This window comes from Vibrio superstes, from assembly GCF_003569005.1.
Classification (GTDB): domain Bacteria; phylum Pseudomonadota; class Gammaproteobacteria; order Enterobacterales; family Vibrionaceae; genus Vibrio; species Vibrio superstes.
Genome location: NZ_BCUR01000004.1, coordinates 2,792,024 through 2,813,998, shown reverse-complemented (window position 1 = coordinate 2,813,998; position 21,975 = coordinate 2,792,024). Strand labels below are relative to the sequence as shown.

Genomic DNA, 21,975 nt, shown 5'->3' with positions numbered 1-21,975 from the left:
TTAAATCCCTTTGAAGCAGTTAGTAAGACTTTAAAGAGATAAAAATTAGGTGCGGAGTGGTAGTTCAGTTGGTTAGAATACCGGCCTGTCACGCCGGGGGTCGCGGGTTCGAGTCCCGTCCACTCCGCCACTAATAAAAAGCCCTAGTCGAAAGACTAGGGCTTTTTTACATTTGAATGAAATTAAAGGAGGTCAGAGTAAGTTCTATAAATATCTGATTTATATCAGATATTGGGGCTTTACTCTGACCCCTAGCAAACTACTGCGGACTGGCAGTTCAGTTGGTTAGCTATTCCTTGAAAGAAAGCCGGCCTGTCACGCCGGGGGTCGCAGGTTCGAGTCCCGTGAACGAAGCCACTAATAAGAAGCCCTAGTCGAAAGACTAGGGCTTTTTTACGTTTATGACTTACTAATTTACTGTTAGCAAAACCTCACACTAGCCGCCCTCACACACCTATATATTCTTAACCTAATTTCTCTTTCCTGCTTTTATCGCATATCGGTGATACCTTTATATTAAGGCTAACGATGATCTGAGCTAATGAAAAAGCTATTCATACTACTTTGCTGCATGGTTTCGATAGTGCTAATGAGCGCTCTTGGAAGCCTTTACGGACTGCTGATATATAAAGACGCGGGTTATGATTGGCAGTGGCTAGGCTTCCCTCTACTAGATAGTGGTGTGCAAATAGCGCGTACCAAAGATACGCATCAGCTACTGCTGCGTAAGCTGTATCCTTTGCACTCCATGGAAGTCTCTGCCTATACCACTATGGATAACAACATGGTATTGCAGCTGACCATTTTCACCGCGTGCGATGAGGATGTTGAAGCTCAATTGGCAGTTAACAGTGATATAGAAAAAACGATTACGTTGACGTGTACGGACTCTAAGGAGCTTAGATACTTATCTAGTGAACACACACTAGAACAAGTGAATCTCGAGCTTAATGGCAGATCAACCAAAATAGATTTTACTCCGTGGAACATAGCTGAATTGAAAAAAGACCAGTTTAAACAACTACATCCAACGTACTTCGAGCGACTAGGAGAGAGCCCAGAGTTCCAATGGTCTCGTGATTAAAGATGAGTTATCAATATCAGTCTCGACATAAAGGAGTGAATACAGTAGTCTGAATTAATACACGTATGGACGTCTAGATGCTTAAAGGAGAAAAGTTGTGCCGATTCGAGTCCCTGATCAATTACCTGCGACTGATGTATTAAGAGGAGAGAAGATTTTTGTTATGTCTGAATCTCGCGCCTCATCGCAAGAGATTCGTCCTCTAAGAGTCCTATTGCTCAACCTGATGCCAAAGAAGATTGAGACTGAAACTCAATTTCTACGCTTGCTTTCTAATAGTCCGTTGCAAGTCGACGTTGAACTGCTTCGTATTGATAATCGACCAAGTAAGAACACTCCTACTGAGCATTTAGATACCTTCTACCGCCAGTTTGAAGGCGTAAAGGGGCGTAATTTTGATGGACTCATAATTACCGGCGCGCCACTGGGCTTGGTTCAGTTTGAAGATGTCATCTATTGGGAGCACCTGCAGTCCATCATGAACTGGGCAAAAGAGCATGTGACTTCTACGCTTTACGTTTGTTGGGCTGCACAAGCTGGTTTAAAGTTGCTTTACGACCTTCCTAAACGAACTCGTAAAGAAAAGCTATCGGGTGTCTATGAGCATTTTACACAAGATCAACATCATCCAATTCTTCGTGGATTTGATGATACCTTCCTAGCACCTCATTCGCGTTATGCGGATTTTTCTCCAGAGTATTTATCTGAGCATACTGATCTTGATATCTTAGCAACCTCAGATACCGCAGGCGTTTATCTTGCTTCTACCAAAGATAAGCGAAATGTATTTGTGACCGGACATCCTGAATACGAATCAAAGACTCTGCACACTGAGTACGTGCGAGATTTAGCTGAAGGGATGGAGCCTGCAATACCTGTTAACTATTATCCTGATAACAATCCAGATAATGCCCCTAGAGCAACATGGCGTAGTCATGGTCATTTATTGTTTAGCAACTGGCTTAATTACTGTGTTTACCAACAAACCCCATACGATTTGGATAAGTTTTCTGAAGCTAACTTCACTACAGAAGAGTAGTTTGTCATTCGCTTGATATAAAAAAGGCATGCCATTGGCATGCCTTTTCTGTTTATAGAAGGTTACTCTTGCTCAGTTTCACTTGAGGGTTCTAGCTTTTTCGCTTTTTCTATCATTGGAGTGATAGTCATCCCCTGAACCAAGATAGAGAACATGACCACGGAATAGGTCATGACCATGATGATCTCTTTCACATCGATATTCTTTTCAGGAATAACCATGATACCTGCCGGGATAGATAGAGCCATAGCTAATGCTAGACCGCCTCGGAGCCCGCCCCATGTGAGTATTTTCACAGACATAGGGTTGTAGTATCTAAATCGATTGAAACCAACATAATTGATTCTGATGCTGAGGTAACGAGATAGAAGTACTAGGGGCACTGCTATCACCATCATGATCCAGTCTTCGTGGTGGAACTCGAACAACAGCATCGACATACCAATGAGCAGGAATAATACCGCATTCAGGAACTCGTCAATTAATTCCCAGAAATGGTCTAAATTCTTAAATCCTGCCTCTGAAAATCCAGTCTTGCGTGTCCAGTTACCAATAATGATGCCCGATACCACCATTGAGAGTGGCCCTGATACCTCTAGCAGTTCTGCAACGGCATAGCCTGTTGAAGGGATCAGAATGGTTAGCAACATCTCCATGGAATGATCTTCAGTGGTGCATATTAACCAGTGAAAGATTAGACCGAGAACAAAACCGTAAGCGATACCGCCAATAGCTTCTTGGAAGAACAATGCTGACACTGAACCAACGGTAGGGGCTTCAGTACCAAAGGCAATGGTAAATAGGGTTACAAAAATAACCAAGCCAAAGCCGTCATTGAACAGGGACTCTCCTTCAATTTGAGTAGAAATGCGTGGTGGAGCATCTAACTTCTTTACAATAGCTAATACAGCAATGGGATCGGTAGGTGATATCAGTGCGCCGAACAATAGGCAATAAATCAGGTCTAGATTGAAGCCGATTAAAGAACAGATGCCAAATAGCACAAACCCGATGAAGAAAGTAGAGAACAGGGTTGCACCTAATGCTAGGGCGGTAATCTCCCATTTCTGGTCTTTAAGGTGATCCAGCTTGATGCCAAGTCCACCTGCAAATAATAGAAATCCTAAGATTCCCTTAAGCAAAAAGTCTTCAAAGTTAATTGATGCGATGGTCTCACTGGCGACATGAGAGAGCTTAAACCAGCCAGCTTGTCCCGCGATGATAATCGCTAACGAAAGCAACATGGCACCGGCTGTAATCGCAATGGTGGTCTGCATTTTGCCGATTTTACTGTTGATTAATGCGATGAGCGCTGCCCCGGCAGCTAGAAAGCACAGCGTATGGTAGGCTTCCATTCCTTTCTCCTAAGTTTGAATAGCCTCAACACTGTGAGACAAAATGTTAACTAGATCAAATATAGTTATACCTTAGATGACATCATAGCGAAAATTACCATGGTTTAGACGTCTAGAAATCTAATTTTTCTGTGATAGGATGTTGGGTATAAGTTGGAAATGCCACACCTGAGCAGGACGCAGAATGAGAGCACAATTAGAAGCCCAATTAAAGAACCACATTCTTTTGATAGATGGTGGTATGGGCACCATGATTCAAAATCAAAAACTAGAAGAAGCGGATTATCGAGGCGGTCGTTTTGCCGATTGGCATTGTGACCTAAAAGGGAACAATGACCTACTTGTTCTTACCCAACCACAGCTCATCAAGCAGATTCATAGTGATTATTTAGAAGCTGGTGCTGACATCTTAGAAACCAATACCTTCAACTCAACCACCATTGCGATGGCGGATTATGAAATGGAGGATCTCAGCGAAGAGATTAACTTTGCTGCGGCAAAGCTTGCTAGAGAAGCTGCAGATGAATGGACGGCAAAGACACCCGAAAGACCTCGTTATGTTGCTGGCGTTCTCGGCCCAACAAACCGTACCTGTTCTATTTCTCCTGATGTTAATGACCCTGGGTTTCGAAACGTTAGCTTTGATGAATTGGTAGAAGCATACAAAAAATCCACCCTTGCCCTTATCAAAGGGGGTTCAGACCTTATTCTAATTGAAACCATCTTTGATACCTTGAATGCGAAGGCATGTGCATTTGCTGTTGATACTGTTTTTGATGAACTAGGCTACACACTGCCAGTCATGATCTCGGGAACCATTACCGATGCATCAGGGCGTACCTTGTCTGGTCAAACGACAGAAGCTTTCTATAACTCTCTAAGACACGTGAATCCAATCTCTTTCGGTCTGAACTGTGCTTTAGGTCCTGACGAATTACGCCCTTATGTGGATGAGTTATCGCGTATTTCTGAAACCTTCGTCTCAGTTCACCCAAATGCGGGTCTACCCAATGCTTTTGGTGAGTATGATCTATCTCCAGAAGACATGGCTGAGCATATTCAAGAGTGGGCAGAGTCAGGTTTCTTGAACTTGGTGGGTGGTTGTTGTGGTACGACACCGGAACATATCAAGGCGATGGCTGAAGCTGTTGCGAATGCTCGACCACGTCAACTACCAGAAATAAAAGCGGCGTGTCGCTTATCTGGCCTAGAACCTCTGGCAATCTCTAAAGAAACCTTATTTTTGAACGTGGGTGAGCGTACTAACGTCACTGGTTCTGCTCGCTTTAAACGATTAATCAAAGAAGAGCTCTATGAAGAAGCTTTGGACGTTGCACGTCAGCAAGTAGAGAACGGCGCTCAGATTATCGATATCAACATGGATGAGGGGATGCTAGATGCTGAGGCATGTATGGTTCGTTTCCTTAACTTATGTGCATCCGAGCCTGATATATCGAAAGTACCCGTTATGGTGGACTCATCTAAATGGGAAGTCATTGAAGCTGGTCTTAAGTGCATTCAAGGAAAAGGCATCGTTAACTCAATCTCTTTGAAAGAGGGCAAAGAGAAGTTTATCGAACAAGCCAAGCTAATCCGTCGCTATGGTGCGGCTGTGATTGTTATGGCGTTTGATGAACAGGGCCAGGCAGATACTCGTGAGCGCAAGATTGAGATCTGTACCAATGCCTACAACATCCTTGTCGATGAGGTTGGCTTCCCTGCTGAAGATATCATTTTTGATCCAAACATCTTTGCCGTCGCAACGGGTATTGATGAACATAATAACTACGCCGTTGACTTCATCAATGCGGTAGCGGATATCAAACGCGACCTGCCACATGCAATGGTGTCAGGTGGTGTATCCAACGTTTCCTTCTCATTCCGTGGCAACAACTACGTTCGTGAAGCCATACATGCTGTGTTCCTATACCACTGCTTTAAAAATGGTATGGATATGGGCATCGTGAATGCGGGTCAACTAGAAGTTTACGATAACGTGCCTGACAAACTGCGAGAAGCGGTGGAAGATGTGGTTCTGAACCGCAGAGATGATGCCACTGAACGTTTACTGGACATTGCTGGTGAATATCGTGAAAACGGTGTGGGTGCGCAAGATGATGGAGCCGCGCTTGAGTGGCGTGGTTGGTCGGTAGAGAAGCGCTTGGAACATGCCCTTGTGAAAGGTATTACTGAGTTTATTATCGAAGACACTGAAGAAGCTCGTTTGAACGCGGCTAAACCTCTGGAGGTCATTGAAGGGCCGTTGATGGATGGTATGAACGTAGTGGGCGACTTGTTTGGTGAGGGTAAGATGTTCTTACCTCAGGTAGTAAAGTCTGCTCGAGTAATGAAACAAGCGGTAGGTCATCTTGAACCTTATATTGACGCTCTAAAAGAAGTGGGTCAAACCAACGGTAAGATATTGTTGGCGACGGTAAAAGGCGATGTTCACGATATCGGAAAGAACATCGTGGGTGTGGTTCTGCAGTGTAATAACTACGAAATTATCGATCTGGGCGTGATGGTGCCCTGTGAGAAGATCCTCAAAGTCGCAAAAGAAGAAAACGTTGATATCATTGGCTTGTCAGGATTGATTACCCCATCTTTGGATGAAATGGTACACGTTGCGAAAGAAATGGAGCGTCAAGGGTTTGATCTTCCACTACTGATTGGCGGTGCAACCACTTCTAAAGCTCATACAGCGGTGAAGATAGAGCAAAACTACTCACAGCCAGTTGTTTATGTAAACAACGCCTCTCGTGCGGTAGGTGTATGTTCTGCACTGCTCTCTAAGGAGCAAAAGCCAGGCTTTATTGAGAAGCTAGATCTCGACTATGAACGCGTTCGTGATCAGCACGCTAGAAAGCGACCAAAGACAGCGCCAGTGACTCTAGAGAAGGCGCGTGAGAATAAAGTGGCTATTGATTGGGAGTCTTATACTCCGCCACAACCAAAGCAGCTTGAGCCAGTGGTTGTCAAAGATATGAGCGTATCGGTACTGCGAGACTATATTGACTGGACCCCATTCTTTATGACTTGGAGCCTAATGGGTAAATACCCTGCCATCCTAAAGCATGAAGAAGTGGGTGAGGAAGCGAAGCGTTTGTATAAGGATGCCAACGATTTGCTCGATATGATAGAAGCGGACGGTATCATCAAAGCAAACGGTATGTGCCAAATGTTCCCTGCCAACAGTGTGGGTGATGATATCGAGGTGTATACCGATGAATCGCGTACGGTTGTGGCTAAGACGTTATTCAATCTTCGTCAGCAAACCAAAAAACCGAAAGGCTTCAATTACTGCTTGAGCGATTACATTGCGCCTAAAGAAAGTGGTGTTAAAGATTGGATTGGTGGATTTGCTGTTACGGGTGGTATTGGTGAGCGTGAGATTGCTGATAACTACAAAGCGGAAGGTGATGATTACAATGCGATTATGATTCAGGCGGTAGCCGATCGCTTGGCTGAAGCCTTTGCCGAGTACCTTCATCAGCAAGTACGTAAGGATATCTGGGGATATGCCCCTGATGAGCAATTGGGTAATGATGATCTCATCCGTGAAAAGTATCAAGGTATACGCCCAGCTCCAGGTTACCCGGCGTGTCCTGAACACACCGAAAAACAGGCAATTTGGGATTTGATGCAAGTTGAGGAAACCATTGGAATGTCGCTTACTACGAGCTATGCAATGTGGCCTGGTGCATCGGTTTCTGGTTGGTATTTCTCCCACCCTGATTGTCGTTATTTCGCGATTGCACAGATCCAAGAAGACCAAGCTAAAGACTACGCAGAGCGTAAAGGTTGGGATTGGACTGAGGCTGAAAAGTGGCTAGGGCCTAACTTGAACGGTTAACAACAAAAATAAAGAAGGGGCTAATTAGCCCCTTCTTTTTGATCAATATTTGAAAGCTAACCTTAGCTTTCAAATAGCTGTCGATGAAGTTGTTGTACGGCGTGTCTTGCTGATGATTCATGCAATAAGAAACACAGATTATGGTTACTTGCACCGTAGCAAATCATTCGTAGATTATGGTCTTCAAGGGTACCAAATATCTGTTTTGCTGTACCCTTAGCTTGTCCCATGTTGTTGCCGATAAGCGCAACCAAGCTTAGGTTCTGCTCTACGACAACTGAGCAGAGTTCTTCCAGTTCTTGTTGAGCAGCAACAGGCAGTTGCGGTGCGCCACCTTGAGTATTAGTGCGGTCTAACGTCAGTGATACACTGATCTCTGAGGTGGTAATCAGATCTACCGATACCTTATGACGAGCCAAGATGGTAAATACCTTTGCCAAAAATCCACTGGCTTGGAACATATTAAGGCTCTTAAGAGTAATCAGTGTTTGATTGCCTCTCAGGGTAACGGCTCTAAATAAAGGTGCGCTTTCAACTTCTTGTTTTACCCAAGTACCGCCACGTTCTGGCTCCTTAGAGGAGCCAACAAATACGGGGATTTTATGTCGCAATGCAGGTACTAACGTAGAAGGGTGCAGAATTTTAGCACCAAAGTTTGCCATCTCAGATGCTTCACTGAAGCTGATCTCTTTGATTGGTTGTGCTGGTGGCGCGATGCGCGGGTCTGTGGTGTAAATGCCCGGTACATCCGTCCAAATTTCTAGGCCAGATGCTGAGATCGCCTCGGCAATTAAGGCGGCGCTATAGTCACTACCACCACGACCTAGTGTCGTTGTTTTGTTGTTTAGATCTGAGCCGATAAACCCTTGAGTAATGACAATAGAGTCTTTAAACAGTGGCACTAGATGAGCTTGTGCTGCTATGCCGATCTCGTCGAGTAGCGGCTCTGCATTGCCAAATACAGACGTTGTTTTCATTACAGTGCGAATATCGAAGCGCTCGGTCTTATGTCCGCGCTCACTCATCAGTTGGCAAAGGATGTGTGTCGACATTAGCTCTCCACAAGAGACTAATTGGTCGGTCAATTGCTCGCTAGTCTCGCTGCTGGCTTTCTCGGCACACTGAGATACCTTTGTTAGGATCTCGTTGATCGCATCATTGATGGCCTCAGGGTGTTTTAACTGATTGATGATACTGAAGTGAATATCAACCAATTGCTGTAGAAGTTGCTCACGCTTACCTTTATCGGCGACGCCATTGGCAAGCTCGACCAATACGTTGGTCACGCCTGAGCAGGCACTGATGACAACGAGTTTGGTACTCGGGTTGTTTTCTACGATGGCCGCACATCGGCTCATCGCCTCAAAATTTGCTACACTTGTGCCGCCAAATTTGGCGACGTTGATTGCGCTCACAGCGTCTCTCCATTAATCCTTTAAATGTGCAAATACTCACTCTAGCTAATAGAGGTGAGTATAAAATGCGAAGCAGTTACCCCGCATTAGATGAGAAGAGCTTGTCCTTATCGCATTGCATTGGTCATCCACTCTTTGTCTTCATTGAACTGGTTTGGCGAAATTATGTCAATGGCTTGTATACAAATCGTCACTTTTTTACCTACCGCATACTTCTACGTATTGCTCGTTGAGGCTCTTTTAGTGATGCAATAAGCTAGTCGAACTTTCCCTTGAATAAGGCTTAACTATGCGCAGCTTCATTCCCCCGCATCGCACACTGATGGGCCCCGGTCCATCTGATATTTCCCCACAGGTTTTACAGGCGCTTTCCCGCCCAACTATAGGACACTTAGACCCACTGTTTATCCAGATGATGGATGAGCTAAAGTCACTGCTAAAATACGCATTTCAAACAGAAAATGAATTCACTATTGCCTTGTCCGCCCCTGGCAGTGCCGGAATGGAAGCCTGCTTTGTAAACCTTATAGAGCCCGGTGAGAAAGTGATTGTGTGTCGTAATGGCGTGTTTGGCGAGCGTATGCGACAGAATGTAGAACGCTGCGGAGGTGTTGCGATTGTGGTTGATGATGAATGGGGAAGCCCGGTATCAGCACAAAAGCTACAAAGCGCGGTAGAAGAGCATTCAGATGCAGTGGCGGTTGCCTTTGTGCATGCCGAAACCTCGACAGGTGCCTTAAGTGATGCTGAGGCTTTGTCTAAGATTGCGCGAAGTAAAGATATGCTTGTGATTGTCGATGCGGTGACCTCGTTAGGTGGCGTGCCACTAAAGGTGGATGAATGGCAACTGGATGCGGTGTATTCAGGGAGTCAAAAGTGCCTATCCTGTACCCCTGGATTATCACCACTGACTTTCTCAAGTAGAGCCATTGCGAAAATAGAAGCTAGACAACACCCCGTTCAAAGTTGGTTTTTGGACCAAAGCTTAGTGCTCGGCTACTGGAGCGGTGAAGGCAAACGTGCTTATCATCATACCGCGCCAGTAAACAGTCTTTATGCTCTGCATGAGTCATTATTAATACTTAAAGAAGAAGGTCTAGAGCAAGCCTGGAAACGTCATGCCGATACCCATCAACGTTTAAAAGAGGGCTTAACTGATTTGGGTATGAGCTTTGTGGTGGACGAGGAGTATCGATTGCCACAGCTGAATGCCGTGTATGTGCCAGCAGGGATTGATGAAGCGTTAGTGCGCCAGCGTTTACTCAATGAATATAATCTAGAAATAGGTGCAGGACTTGGGGATCTCGCTGGTAAAGCGTGGCGTATTGGCTTGATGGGATATGGTGCCCGCAAGGAAAATGTCGCACTTTGCTTGCAGGCACTAAAAGAGGTTTTAGCTTAAATCTTCCCCTCGGTATTGCTTTGATTAGCTTGGCTGACTTTAACTCGCTTCAAGGAGATTGAGCTAAAGTCGACCTTCGGGAATAAAAACTCCGCTTCACTTCGAATAGCGCTAGCCATCTGCTGTTGGTCTAGCGCTTGATACGCGAGAATCAAATTCTTATACAACGCTGGGCGAGGCTTGTCCTGTATGAAAGGTAGAGACCAGTCCACGTAAGCTTGAATATGCGCCTTTTCATTGGTGGCTATACCAATATTAAGTAGTGTGCTGTAAATGTCCCATTCATAGCGATCCTTCCATGCGATTGGGTTAGTCACCCTATCGAGGACATCTGGGTTCTTTGGCTTAGAGCGCTCGAAATCCGTTAATACTTGATTGGTGTGCAGTGCTGAGAGCATGTAGACACCAGTGAGTATTGGGAGTAGCAGGCTAACAAGGCGCAACCCAACCTTGCTTAACTTCCCAAAGTTGAATTGTCGGTAGCGCGCGGTTCGCTGATCAACCCAATACAGAAGCACAATAAAAGAAACCCAGTGGATGGCTGAATGATAGAAGGGGTATTCCAATTGGGTGTGCAATACGATGGGGATAAACAGCGACAATATGCCAATGCGTGTTCCTTGTCTCGCCATATACAAGCGATACAGTACAAACCCCATCGCAAGAAATATCCCAACCAGTGGAATCATTCCGCCTTCAATCCCCCAAATGAGTAACTCATTGTGAGGATGATCCATTGATGGAAGTCCTGCAGGGTAGTCAGGATTGAGCTGATGTTGTCTAGCCGTATACAGCATATAGGCTGACTCAAAGTTACCATAGCCATAACCTGACAATGGTCGCTCTATCATCATGTCTAGCCCTTGCGGGAAAGTATAGGCTCGAGGACTCTCTAGGTCGGCTTTATCGCCGACCAAAGATTGATTGTCGCCGATAAAGGTCATGCCTACGCCAATAGCGAGACCTGTAACTAGACAGGCAGACCAGATAATGGCGCGTGACTTTAATGCAAAGCGATACAGATAAGGAGTCACCATCGCCGTTGCGATTACCGCCCCTAGCCATCCTGTTCTGGAAGCAAGGACAACCAGTAATGGAATGGTGAGTAGGGGAATGGCATAGAGAAAGACGATTTTTTGTCGCCAGCTTAGGTACTTATCGTGAGGCTGTCGAGCAAGAAGATAGCCAGATAAAGCTAGACCTGTCGCTAGAAAGCTCGCCATCACATTAGGTTGTTGGAAAATACCGTAAGGGCGATTGTTTACTGTATTGTAACCAAAGGGATTTCCCTCAGATAATAAGGTGTACTGAACCCAGCCGAATACGGCTTCAATAGCGACGGAGAATAAAATAAACCACAACAATCGCTGCTTTTCTTCATTACTAAATCGAAACTGCTGAAAAGATAAGAAAAGAACAAAGCCCGCCCATAACCCTGTGAGCCTTGGTAAAGCAATGGCAACACTGGCATTGGGTAATACAATGGGCAGTGTCATCAACAGGCAGCTGATAAACAACACAACCGTCATCTTTGAGTACTTTATGACACGGTTGCTCGCCATTTGATATATGGCAATGCCTAACGCTATGCTCAAAAATCCCCACACAGGTGGGTTAAATGAAAGCGCTAGTCCCGCTCCCCCAGGGTTAGGGGAGAAGAAGTGAGTTGCTATCAGGAAGGTTATCCCGATAAACAGTAGAAAACGCCTGTTAAACGGTACTTTGGGAGCCTTTACTTCAAGTTGTGTACCTGTGGTTAACAGGGTTGCCATGAATTGTATCCTTTGTTCTATTTAAGCATCGGCTTTAAAAAGTGAGCGGTATGTGAGCCTTTCACTTTAGCAACTTGCTCTGGTGTTCCGGTAGCGACAATCTCACCGCCACCTTGTCCACCCTCAGGCCCAAGATCGACGATCCAGTCAGCGGTTTTAATCACATCAAGGTTATGTTCTATCACTACAACGGTGTTTCCGTGATCGCGAAGACGATGCAATACAGTAAGTAACTGTTGTATATCATGAAAATGAAGGCCAGTGGTAGGCTCATCAAGAATATACAGCGTTTTACCTGTATCGCGCTTCGACAGTTCTCTCGCTAGCTTGACGCGCTGTGCCTCACCACCAGATAAGGTTGTTGCTGCTTGGCCTAGGCGAATATACGAAAGGCCAACATCAATCAAGGTCTTGAGCTTGCGCGCAATAACAGGCACCGGTTCAAAGAAGGCGTGAGCGTCTTCAACGGTCATGTTCAATACTTCATCGATAGATTTACCCTTGTATTTCACCTCAAGGGTCTCACGGTTGTATCGCTTACCTTTACAAGAATCACATGGGACATATACATCCGGTAGGAAGTGCATCTCTACCTTAATCACGCCATCACCCTGACATGCTTCACAGCGACCGCCCCTCACGTTAAAGCTAAAACGGCCCGGTTTATAGCCACGAGAGCGTGACTCTTGCGTACCGGCAAATAGCTCTCGTATTGGAGTAAAGATACCAGTGTAAGTAGCAGGGTTTGATCTTGGCGTACGTCCTATTGGGCTTTGATCGATATCGATGACCTTATCAAAGTGCTCTAAGCCATTGATTGAGTTGTAAGGGCTAGGGTTGCTGGTGGTTGCTCCGTTAAGCTCGCGATGAGCAATCTTAAAGAAGGTGTCATTGATAAGAGTTGACTTGCCCGATCCTGATACGCCCGTCACACAAGTAAACAAACCACATGGGATGGTAAGATCTACCGTTTTGAGGTTGTTGCCTGAAGCGCCACTGAGTATTAGTTGCTTATCTTTATCAATAGGGGTACGTTTTTTGGGAATGGCGATTTCCTTGGTGCCCTTTAAGTACTGGCCGGTTAAAGATTCAGGGTTATTGATGATATCTTCATAGGTTCCCTCTGCAACAACATTACCGCCATGAACCCCCGCGCCAGGACCAATATCAATAATATGATCCGCAGTGCGGATGGCATCTTCATCGTGTTCTACGACGAGCACGGTATTGCCGAGATCTCGCAGATGAGTCAGGGTTCCAAGCAGGCGCTCATTATCTCGTTGATGCAATCCAATAGAGGGTTCATCGAGCACATACATAACGCCAACTAGTCCAGCACCGATTTGGCTGGCAAGACGAATACGCTGCGCCTCACCACCAGAAAGAGTTTCAGCACTGCGCGACAGATTTAAATAGTTGAGACCCACATTGACCAAGAAGCTCAGCCGATCATTAATTTCTTTCATGATCTTTTCGGCGATTTGGGCTTTTTGCCCCTCAAGACTCATGCTTTCGAAAAAGTCTAATGCCTCACTAATACTCATCTCAACAATGTTGGGTAGAGGAGTGTCTTGAACAAAAACATTTCGTGCTTCTTCTCGAAGGCGGGTTCCATCACAACTTGCACAAGAGCGAGTAGAGATGTACTTAGCCAGATCTTCACGCACAGAGTTGGATTCAGTGTCTCGATAGCGGCGCTCTAGGGTGTTAAGGATCCCTTCAAATGGGTGAGTCTTAACTCGAATATCGCCACGATCATTTATGTACTTAAACTCGACCTCTGTTCGGCCAGAGCCCTTCAAAATGATCTCGCGGATCCTTTTTGATAAAGACTTAAAGGGCACATATAAATCGAAATCATAGTGGTCAGCTAAAGCGCTAAGCATCTGAAAGTAATAGTAGTTCTTTTGATCCCAGCCTTTGATTGCCCCTTCGGCAATGCTTAGGTTCTGATCTAGAACGACCCGTGTCTCATCAAAGTATTGTTGCACACCAAGGCCGTCACAGGTGTGACAAGCACCTGCGGGGTTATTGAAAGAGAAGAGTCTAGGTTCAAGCTCTTGCATGCTGTAGCCACAGTATGGACACGCAAAGTTGGCAGAGAAAATGACCTCTTCATCATCCGACTTATCCATTGAAGCTACTACGGCAATGCCACCTGATAGCTCTAGTGTGGTTTCAAAAGATTCGGCTAGTCGCTGCTTAAGATCGCTACGTACCTTAAATCGGTCAACAATAACCTCAATAGTGTGTTTTTTATGGAGTTCTAGAGTCGGTGGATCAGAAAGATCGCAGATATCGCCATCTACACGAGCTCGAATAAAGCCCTGCGCAGCGAGGTTCTCAAAGGTTTTAACATGCTCACCCTTGCGCTCTTTTACAATCGGAGCCATTAGCATCATCTTAGAGCCTTCTGGCATTTCTAAGACCTTATCTACCATCTGGCTGATGGTTTGTGCAGACAATGGAACCTTATGCTCTGGGCAACGAGGTTCACCCACTCGCGCGTACAATAGACGAAGGTAATCATATACTTCGGTAATTGTGCCCACGGTAGAGCGAGGGTTATGGGATGTCGACTTCTGTTCAATTGAGATGGCAGGTGATAGACCCTCAATGTGGTCCACATCGGGCTTTTCCATCAATGACAGGAATTGGCGGGCATAAGCAGATAGAGACTCTACATATCGACGTTGCCCTTCAGCATATAAGGTATCGAAAGCTAAAGAAGACTTACCTGAGCCAGAAAGGCCAGTAATGACAGTCAGCTTGTCTCTTGGAATGGTGAGGTTGATGTTTTTTAAGTTGTGGGTTCGGGCGCCACGAACGTCGATAGTGTCCATCTAATTCCGCTCAATTACATAATCGTTGTCCAAGTATTGCATAGCTTTATACGCCTGCAAATAAATACTGGATAAAAAAACAGTGACACTAGGTCACTGTTTTTATGTATTGGATAAAGCCTAACAGTTAAGTCGTTGGTTCTTTATGCGTTGACTGTTTGCCAAGCTCAGTGGCTTTTTGATCTTTCAGATACACATTCTCGAAGCAGTAGTTGGTTGCTTCAATGTAGCCTTCAACGCTACCACAGTCGAAACGAGTGCCCTTGAATTTGTATGCTAGAACACAGCCAGCTTTAGCTTGCTTAAGTAGCGCATCAGTGATTTGGATTTCGCCGCCTTTGCCTGGCTCTGTCGCTTCGATAAGATCGAAGATATCAGGAGTTAGGATGTAACGACCGATAATTGCTAGGTTACTTGGTGCTGTACCAGGTTCAGGTTTCTCTACCATGTCATCAACGCGCACGATATCGTCTTTGATCATCTCGCCTTTGATAACACCGTATTTATGAGTTTCGTCTTCTGGTACTTCTTGAACGGCAACGATAGAGCAGCGGAACTGCTTATACAGCGCAACCATTTGGGCTAGAACGCCTTGCTCTTCATTGACACATAAATCATCAGCAAGAACCACAGCGAAGGGTTCATCACCCACTAGCTCACGGCCCGTCAAAATAGCGTGACCCAATCCCTTCATCTCACGTTGACGGATATAGGTAAAGTTAGCTGATTCGATGATATCGCGAATATCAACCAGCAACTCTTCTTTGTTGGTGCCCTGAATCTGGTGCTCCAGTTCATAGTTCTTATCAAAGTGGTCCATGATGGAATGCTTACCACGACCGGTTACGATGCACATTGCATCCATGCCTGCGTCGATTGCTTCTTCAACACCGTACTCAATCAGTGGCTTATTGACCACTGGCATCATTTCTTTTGGCATTGATTTCGTCGCAGGGAGAAAGCGAGTGCCGTAGCCTGCGGCAGGAAAAAGACATTTTTTAATCATGGGGGGAACCTAACTGAATCATTATTATAAAGTTGTTGCGCCTAACTCTATCATTACAATTCGTCGATATAAAATACACTTTGGTTAAATTACCCAGTATTGTCACTTTATGGTAAGAAATGGTGGGCCCATACAACCGCTTCTTCTCTGTTCTTGACCTTAATCTTGCGAAATATCTTGTATAGATGGGATTTTATGGTGTGCTCACTGATAAACAACTGCTCGGCTAAGCCATAATTTGACTTGCCAATTCGCAATGCTTCAAGCACCTCCATTTCGCGACGAGTGAGATTAATCGTGTGTGGAGGAGCATAGCGAATCAGCACCGATTGATAATAGGACAGCAATTGATCGGTAACCCCGCGGCTCAACCAAGAGTTCCCTTCACTAAGGGTGCGTAAACCTGCGGCAATCTCTTCAATGGATTGTTGCTTATAGAAGATGCCACGAAGACGGCCATATTTTAGTAGATCAGTAGTTTTGAGGTGTAAGGGGGCCTGAGTGATCACCATATTGATGTTTTGCCCTGGAAAGCTGGGATTCTCGAAATCGGTTGGGTCAAACGTAGGATCGTTGTAATCCACCAAGATCACTGGTGTCATACTCGGCTTGTACCTCTGATGCCAATCTTCGAGTGAGTGAAGTTGAATCTCAGAAGCCCTTATTAGTTGTTTGATCGTCTTGTCATCAAAACCACAGTTCTCATGCAAAAAAAGCTGAGAATTTATTCCATCAAAATACATACATCTTTCTCCCTGTTGCCTACATCTAGTCTCTTTTGCATTCCTTTAGTTTGCGAAACTAGGCACTAGTTTTTGCGTGTTTATTCAATAAGAATGCTTATAATATGCTTTTTGTTGCATAATTTTGCGTAATAAACCGAAAAAAATGCAACTAAGTGTGTCGGTTTGTGCTCAGTACCTGCGTAGTGGGTGAGGTTCTCGAATACACTTTCTAGTGATTTAAGTAGTCCGTTAGGCGTGTTATGCTTGGCGTATTAGCGAAATAAAGAAACAAATGGAGCGATACATGGCTAGCCGTGGCGTCAACAAAGTAATTATTATGGGTAACTTAGGACAAGATCCTGAGGTTCGTTTCGCCGCAAATGGCAATGCAATTGCAAACATTACAATTGCTACCTCTGAAACTTGGCGAGACAAAGCCAATGGCGAGCAACGCGAGAAAACAGAATGGCACCGTGTAGTTCTGTTTGGTAAGACTGCTGAGATTGCAGGTGAGTACCTTAAAAAAGGTTCACAAGTATACATTGAAGGCCAATTGCAAACTCGTAAGTGGCAGGATCAATCAGGTCAAGATCGCTACACAACTGAAGTTGTTGTTCAGTGGCCTACTGGTCAGATGCAACTACTAGGCTCTCGTCAAGGTGGTCAAGCTCCTGCACAAAATCAAGGTGGCCAGCAATACGGTGCACCTCAAGGTGGTCAACAGCAACAAGGCGGTTGGGGTCAACCTCAACAACCTCAAGTCCATCAGCCAGCTCAACAGCAACAGCAGCAGAAGCCACAACAGGCTCCTCAGCAGTACAATGAGCCACCAATGGATTTTGACGACGACATTCCGTTTTAAAACCGGTCTTTAACTCAAAAGGTATTGAAAAATAACAAGATGGCCCCTTAAAGGGGCCATTTTTTTTAACCGCCCTCTGCTTTTATGGCAAAAATAGTACCATTCACCCCCGACCTGTATATCCTATAGATTACTGATGAAATTCAAGGATTGAATCTTCATGCGATCAACCCCTTCTCTAAAACTCAGCACGCGCTTGGTTGCCTTTGTGACCATGATTGTTATTAGTGCTGTATTCATCCTCTTCGTTGGGGGTGCACTTTCTATTAAGCAGCTTGGTCAGGAATACACCAAGCATTCCGTGCAAGGCATTGTTAAGGTCATAGATCAACAACTGCTTGAGCATGTTGAAACTGGTGAGCTACGTCGCTGGATCCCTAAAATAATCAAAGCCAGTAACGTTATTGAGCTAGAAGTCTCGACGCCAAATTCAGTCATTTTCCATTATCATGATACTGAAGCTCAGTTTGATAAAACTCGACTGATTTCTATCTCTAACCCTCTTATTTTGAACCCCTCATATACTGTCAATGTGAAGGTGTTACCACCTTATATCGGCTACAGCTATTCAGTGGGTGCCTTAGGGTCTTTAACAATAGCGTTTGGTTTGATTGCTATTTGCTTAATACAAGGTGTGCGCTGGTTACGTGAGCAACTACAAGGCTCGGAACTGCTAGAAGAACGCGGGCGAATGATCTTAGCCGGTAGAGTGGAGCAGTATGCGGTTGGTGATCACTTAGAGTGGCCATACACCGCCAGTGAAGCATTAGATAAGATGATTGCTGAACTGCAAGATGCAAGACAAGAGCGTAGTAGGTTCGATACCTTCATTCGCTCACAAACCTTCCTTGATCAATTGACTGGTGCTGTCAACCGCCTCTCATTTGACAACAAACTGGAGTCGACGCTTACCGAAAGTGGCGCTGCTGGTGGTGTGCTCGTTGTGCAGGTGAATGACTGGGTAGAGATCCGAGATAGCTTAAGCAAAGAGCAGAAAGACAGGTTTATCGTTAACTTGGGGGAGGCAGTAGCCAACTGTGTTAATCGTTTTCCCGATGTAGTGTTTGCCCGCTATTTTGAAGCCACTTTTGCCGCACTAGTTCCTAATCAATCTCCTGCAGATCTCTCAAATCTGGCTTCTCAAGTATTAAAGCAAGTCGCGAAGCTAGAGCCATTAGAAGGGTTAGATCCTGAGAACTGGCTGCATGCGGGTATGACGGTATATCAACAAGGTGAACGCAAAACCGATATTTTGAATGAGGTTGAGACGGCGCTGAAAAGTGCTCAGCTAGAAGGTTCCAATAATTGGAGTCGCTTTAATAAGGTTAATACGTCATCTGCAGAGCGTGGCAGCGTAAGGTGGCGTACGCTATTCGATAAACAGCTGGATGCAGATAAACTAATACTGATTAAGCAACCGTGCTTCGTATTAAATGAGTCAGGAGAGGTTGACCTGATTCACCAAGAGATCTTTAGTCGGATACTCGATGAACAAGGCAAGATATTGAAGGCTTCTAAATTTAGCCCAGCCATTAGGCAGGTGGGCTATGAGAGGCAGCTTGATAGAAACGTTTTGTTAAACTTAGTAAAGTTTCTGAAGAAAGATGCTCAAAATTCATGTTATTCTATCAACTTCTATGCACAACCTTTCAGATATCGCTCACACTTCAATTGGTTGAGAGACGAATTGTTGCAACTGACTCCATCTCAGCGCAAAAGACTGGCGTTTGAGTTTATGGAAGGTCCTATGGTGACTTACTTAGATGCGATGCGTCCTGTATTAAAGATGCTCTCTGGGTTGGGGTGTAAGGTCATTGTCAATCAAGCTGGGCGTACAATTATCAGCTCTCATTATCTCAAAGATTCTGCTGTGGACTACCTCAAGTTGCATAGAAGTTTAATACGTAATATTGAAAATCGTTCTGAAAACCAGCTCTATATTCGAAGCTTGATAGGTGCTTGTGCCAATACCAAAACTAAAGTTATTGCGGTTGGTGTAGAAACAAAACGAGAGTGGAATCAATTAGTTGCTTTAGGTATAGATGGTGGTCAAGGGCGATTTTTTGCAAAGGAAAGTGATTTTATTTCGTCACCGACTTCACAAAGTAAAAAAATAATATCGACTATTCCTAGCAGAAGGAATAGATGGAAGAATAAAGTGCCCCGCTAACTGCTAGATTTAAATGGAACCTATGAATAGGTAAGTGGTAGATAATAAAAATGACATGGTTGTCGAGCCTAAAAAAACTGACGTCATCAAAGGATGATGACTTTCAATTAATCATTGTGATTCAGACAGATGCTGTGTATTTGTCTGAATCAATAGATCCTGAAAAAGCTCCAGAACTCTTTCCTATTGCTCATGGTAACTGGGAGAGCGCTCTTAAAGAGTCGTTGTCTAATAAATCCATCAAAGGCAAGGCCTGTGTTGTGCTTGGCGCACAGCATTATCAAAGTTATCAGTTAGATAAACCACAACTGCCAACAGAAGAGTGGCCAGTTGCTCTACCATTTTTACTCAAAGATCTGATCACCGAAAAATTTACGGATATTGTTGCTGATGGCAGTTTGATGCCAGACGGACAAAAGGTGCAAGCCTATGTCATGGCGAAGCGCACTTTACAATCGGTCATAGAGGTTAGTAGTGTCAATGATGTTGAAGTCACTAGGGTCATCACGGAAGATGAGGTCTGGGGACATTCAATAACCGAACAACAAAGCTTTCTGTTACTCAGGCGCTGTGTCAATGATGGCTACAAGTTAGCGGCCTATGTTGATGGTACTCCTGTATTCAACCGTAGCTTACGCGGTATTGTTGCTCCTATTACTGGAGAAAATGGCACGCCATTGATGTATGACTCACTTGCTCTGGATATTCAGCGCAGTGCTGATTACCTGGCTGCTTCAATGCCTCAATCGTCATTTAGGCAGCTTTTTGTTTGTTGTGATGAAGACAACATAGAAGAGTTAGTTGCTCGCCTGCAGGACTCAGTTAACCCCAAGATAAGTGCTTTATCTGAACCGCATCTGCCTTGTGGCATAACACTATGCAAAACGGTGGCAAGGTTAACGTCATTTAGCATTAACCTCTACCCTGAGCATCTCAGACCAAAACAAGAACTATTGGACCTAAACAAGGTCGTTGCCTTGTGGCTTGTTACAGTGGTTGCCATCGGCGGTCTTACTTATTTAGAAAAGACTCAAACTGCCGATATTCAACAAAAGCTCGTCAGTATTAAAAGCCAATCTGAGCTACTTGAACGAGAGAAATCGAGTCTTCAACAGCGTTTAGCAAGTCATACTCCAACCCAGTCGAAAGTTAATGCAGCCAAGCGTATTGAGCAAGATATCGAAGCGAAAAGAAGCTCTCTAAAGGCCGTTGGGCAATTTGATGACTCTCAAAAGGTAGGCTATTCGGGAATAATGGTAGCGTTATCTGAGCAAGCTCGAAATGATGTTTCTCTACAACATATAGTGATCACTAGTACTCGTTTAGATCTCTCTGGTATAGCCAGTGAGCCAGCAGCAATACCGAGTTGGGTAAACCAATTTAAGCAAGAATTAGTTTTGGTGGGAAGAACCTTTGAATCTTTGAACATAGGTCGAGATAAAGACAACGTTGTGACGTTTGAGCTAAAAGCTAAGGCTGGGGTGAAATAATGAAAGACCAGTGGCTTTTATTCTGTGACCGTTTTGCCGATCTTAGTGACCGTGAAAAGTGGTTGGTTTCTATTGGCGGTTGGGTCGGTATTCTTCTGATCTCGTTAACCTTTATGTTGGATCCCGCTTCCGAAGAGAAAGGGAAAGCACAACGAAACCTTGATCGAGAAATGAACGCGGTTCAGATGACGCAAGCAGATATTGATGTATTGATTGCCAAGCTGAAGCGAGATCCAGATGCCGAGATCGATCAAAAGCTTACCGAATTAACCGTAATGAACCAGCAACTCTCTGAAGAATTATCTGAGGTTGTGGATAGCTTGATTGCTCCAAGCCAGATGGCACAGCTTCTAGAAACGGTTTTGGGAAGCAGTGGCAAGCTTAAATTGAAGTCACTACAAACGTTACCCGCTGAATCCATTACTAAAACCAGTGATAGCTCAGGCTATTTTCTGCACCCAGTGAGAATTACTATTTCTGGTCGTTATTTCGATATCAAGGATTATTTGGCTACCCTTGAGGAGATGCCGGTGAAGTACTTTTGGCGAAGCTTTGATTATAAGGTTCAAAAGTACCCAATGGCAGAGTTGGTATTAGAGGTGTACACCTTAGGTACGAGACAGGAGTTTATCAGTGGTTAGATTGATATTGGTACTCTCCATATTAATGGCGCCGGCTCTACATGCTGCCCAAGATCCAACGGCACCTTTAGGCTGGTACAAGAAAAAATCAAGCAATACAACAAAGGTAAGGACATACCCTTTACCGACATTGCAAAGCATAGTTTGTGATGATGGCTCACAGTGCTTTGCAATGCTTAACGATAAGATTTTATCTAATGGGCAATCAGTGGCGGGCTACGAGGTTAGAAGTATCACCGCAGAGCGAGTCGTCTTGGCTCGTGCCGGAAAAATCTGGCAATTAGAACTTTTTAATTCAGACGTTAGACAATAAGGCTT

At 44.7% G+C, this 21,975-nt stretch carries 15 protein-coding genes and 1 tRNA gene; 10 read left to right on the top strand and 6 right to left on the bottom strand.

Features of this window, described 5'->3' with window-relative positions; all coding sequences use genetic code 11:
- Positions 1-53 precede the first annotated feature (53 nt).
- From D5I41_RS20800 to metA, 3 genes are all read left to right on the top strand, one after another.
- Positions 54-130 (top strand) — tRNA-Asp (locus tag D5I41_RS20800).
- 411 nt (positions 131-541) lie between these two features.
- Positions 542-1,084, top strand: coding sequence for a hypothetical protein (locus D5I41_RS20790; protein WP_235868955.1), 543 nt, complete (start codon positions 542-544; stop codon positions 1,082-1,084).
- Between the two features lie 97 nt (positions 1,085-1,181).
- Complete coding sequence (metA, locus tag D5I41_RS20785; RefSeq protein WP_017243803.1) at positions 1,182-2,123, top strand: homoserine O-acetyltransferase MetA; 942 nt, start codon at positions 1,182-1,184, stop codon at positions 2,121-2,123.
- A 62-nt stretch (positions 2,124-2,185) separates the two neighbouring features.
- On the opposite strand, the gene D5I41_RS20780 is transcribed toward metA, so the two are convergent.
- On the bottom strand, positions 2,186-3,478 hold the full coding sequence (locus D5I41_RS20780) for a cation:proton antiporter (RefSeq protein ID WP_119011436.1): 1,293 nt from the start codon (positions 3,476-3,478) through the stop codon (positions 2,186-2,188).
- Between the two features lie 184 nt (positions 3,479-3,662).
- Between D5I41_RS20780 and metH the strand changes: the two genes are divergently transcribed.
- Positions 3,663-7,331, top strand: coding sequence for a methionine synthase (gene metH, locus D5I41_RS20775; protein ID WP_119011435.1), 3,669 nt, complete (start codon positions 3,663-3,665; stop codon positions 7,329-7,331).
- A 62-nt stretch (positions 7,332-7,393) separates the two neighbouring features.
- Here metH and lysC read toward each other — a convergent pair whose 3' ends face one another.
- Positions 7,394-8,746, bottom strand: coding sequence for a lysine-sensitive aspartokinase 3 (lysC, locus tag D5I41_RS20770; protein WP_119011434.1), 1,353 nt, complete (start codon positions 8,744-8,746; stop codon positions 7,394-7,396).
- Between the two features lie 289 nt (positions 8,747-9,035).
- On the opposite strand from lysC, the gene D5I41_RS20765 reads away from it, so the two are divergent.
- A complete protein-coding gene (locus D5I41_RS20765; protein ID WP_119011433.1) occupies positions 9,036-10,148 on the top strand; it encodes a pyridoxal-phosphate-dependent aminotransferase family protein in 1,113 nt (370 codons plus the stop codon).
- Here D5I41_RS20765 and D5I41_RS20760 read toward each other — a convergent pair.
- The 4 genes from D5I41_RS20760 to D5I41_RS20745 all read right to left on the bottom strand — a co-directional run bounded on the left by D5I41_RS20760 (position 10,145) and on the right by D5I41_RS20745 (position 16,512).
- Positions 10,145-11,920: a PglL family O-oligosaccharyltransferase gene (locus tag D5I41_RS20760; protein ID WP_119011432.1), complete on the bottom strand. Its 1,776-nt coding sequence runs from the start codon at positions 11,918-11,920 to the stop codon at positions 10,145-10,147. The genes D5I41_RS20765 and D5I41_RS20760 overlap by 4 nt on opposite strands.
- A gap of 17 nt (positions 11,921-11,937) precedes the next feature.
- Positions 11,938-14,763, bottom strand: a complete 2,826-nt coding sequence (gene uvrA / locus D5I41_RS20755) for an excinuclease ABC subunit UvrA (protein ID WP_119011431.1) — start codon at positions 14,761-14,763, stop codon at positions 11,938-11,940.
- Between the two features lie 127 nt (positions 14,764-14,890).
- Positions 14,891-15,769, bottom strand: a complete 879-nt coding sequence (galU, locus tag D5I41_RS20750) for a UTP--glucose-1-phosphate uridylyltransferase GalU (RefSeq protein ID WP_017028864.1) — start codon at positions 15,767-15,769, stop codon at positions 14,891-14,893.
- A 107-nt stretch (positions 15,770-15,876) separates the two neighbouring features.
- A complete protein-coding gene (locus D5I41_RS20745; RefSeq protein ID WP_119011430.1) occupies positions 15,877-16,512 on the bottom strand; it encodes a response regulator transcription factor in 636 nt (211 codons plus the stop codon).
- Between the two features lie 286 nt (positions 16,513-16,798).
- On the opposite strand from D5I41_RS20745, the gene D5I41_RS20740 reads away from it, so the two are divergent.
- The 5 genes from D5I41_RS20740 (at position 16,799) to D5I41_RS20720 (ending at position 21,970) form a co-directional block, all read left to right on the top strand.
- Complete coding sequence (locus D5I41_RS20740) at positions 16,799-17,356, top strand: single-stranded DNA-binding protein (protein WP_119011429.1); 558 nt, start codon at positions 16,799-16,801, stop codon at positions 17,354-17,356.
- 160 nt (positions 17,357-17,516) lie between these two features.
- The gene (gene csrD / locus D5I41_RS20735; RefSeq protein WP_119011428.1) at positions 17,517-19,526 is read left to right on the top strand and encodes an RNase E specificity factor CsrD; all 2,010 of its coding nucleotides are present in this window, start codon (positions 17,517-17,519) and stop codon (positions 19,524-19,526) included.
- A gap of 50 nt (positions 19,527-19,576) precedes the next feature.
- Positions 19,577-21,016 carry a hypothetical protein gene (locus D5I41_RS20730; protein ID WP_119011427.1) on the top strand — a complete coding sequence of 480 codons (1,440 nt, stop codon included), beginning with the start codon at positions 19,577-19,579 and terminating at the stop codon, positions 21,014-21,016.
- The gene (locus tag D5I41_RS20725; RefSeq protein WP_119011426.1) at positions 21,016-21,657 is read left to right on the top strand and encodes a type 4a pilus biogenesis protein PilO; all 642 of its coding nucleotides are present in this window, start codon (positions 21,016-21,018) and stop codon (positions 21,655-21,657) included. Before D5I41_RS20730 ends, D5I41_RS20725 begins: the two co-directional genes overlap by 1 nt.
- Complete coding sequence (locus tag D5I41_RS20720) at positions 21,650-21,970, top strand: MSHA biogenesis protein MshK (protein ID WP_119011425.1); 321 nt, start codon at positions 21,650-21,652, stop codon at positions 21,968-21,970. Before D5I41_RS20725 ends, D5I41_RS20720 begins: the two co-directional genes overlap by 8 nt.
- The last annotated feature ends 5 nt before the right edge of the window (positions 21,971-21,975 follow it).

What these genes read in the sequence shown, in the direction of transcription:
- D5I41_RS20730 (WP_119011427.1), top strand. Translation starts at nt 19,577, where the DNA reads ATGACATGGTTGTCGAGCCTAAAAAAACTGACGTCATCAAAGGATGAT.
- galU (WP_017028864.1), bottom strand. Translation starts at nt 15,769, where the DNA reads ATGATTAAAAAATGTCTTTTTCCTGCCGCAGGCTACGGCACTCGCTTT.
- csrD (WP_119011428.1), top strand. Translation starts at nt 17,517, where the DNA reads ATGCGATCAACCCCTTCTCTAAAACTCAGCACGCGCTTGGTTGCCTTT.
- D5I41_RS20725 (WP_119011426.1), top strand. Translation starts at nt 21,016, where the DNA reads ATGAAAGACCAGTGGCTTTTATTCTGTGACCGTTTTGCCGATCTTAGT.
- metH (WP_119011435.1), top strand. Translation starts at nt 3,663, where the DNA reads ATGAGAGCACAATTAGAAGCCCAATTAAAGAACCACATTCTTTTGATA.
- D5I41_RS20760 (WP_119011432.1), bottom strand. Translation starts at nt 11,920, where the DNA reads ATGGCAACCCTGTTAACCACAGGTACACAACTTGAAGTAAAGGCTCCC.
- D5I41_RS20780 (WP_119011436.1), bottom strand. Translation starts at nt 3,478, where the DNA reads ATGGAAGCCTACCATACGCTGTGCTTTCTAGCTGCCGGGGCAGCGCTC.
- D5I41_RS20790 (WP_235868955.1), top strand. Translation starts at nt 542, where the DNA reads ATGAAAAAGCTATTCATACTACTTTGCTGCATGGTTTCGATAGTGCTA.
- uvrA (WP_119011431.1), bottom strand. Translation starts at nt 14,763, where the DNA reads ATGGACACTATCGACGTTCGTGGCGCCCGAACCCACAACTTAAAAAAC.
- D5I41_RS20740 (WP_119011429.1), top strand. Translation starts at nt 16,799, where the DNA reads ATGGCTAGCCGTGGCGTCAACAAAGTAATTATTATGGGTAACTTAGGA.
- D5I41_RS20745 (WP_119011430.1), bottom strand. Translation starts at nt 16,512, where the DNA reads ATGTATTTTGATGGAATAAATTCTCAGCTTTTTTTGCATGAGAACTGT.
- D5I41_RS20765 (WP_119011433.1), top strand. Translation starts at nt 9,036, where the DNA reads ATGCGCAGCTTCATTCCCCCGCATCGCACACTGATGGGCCCCGGTCCA.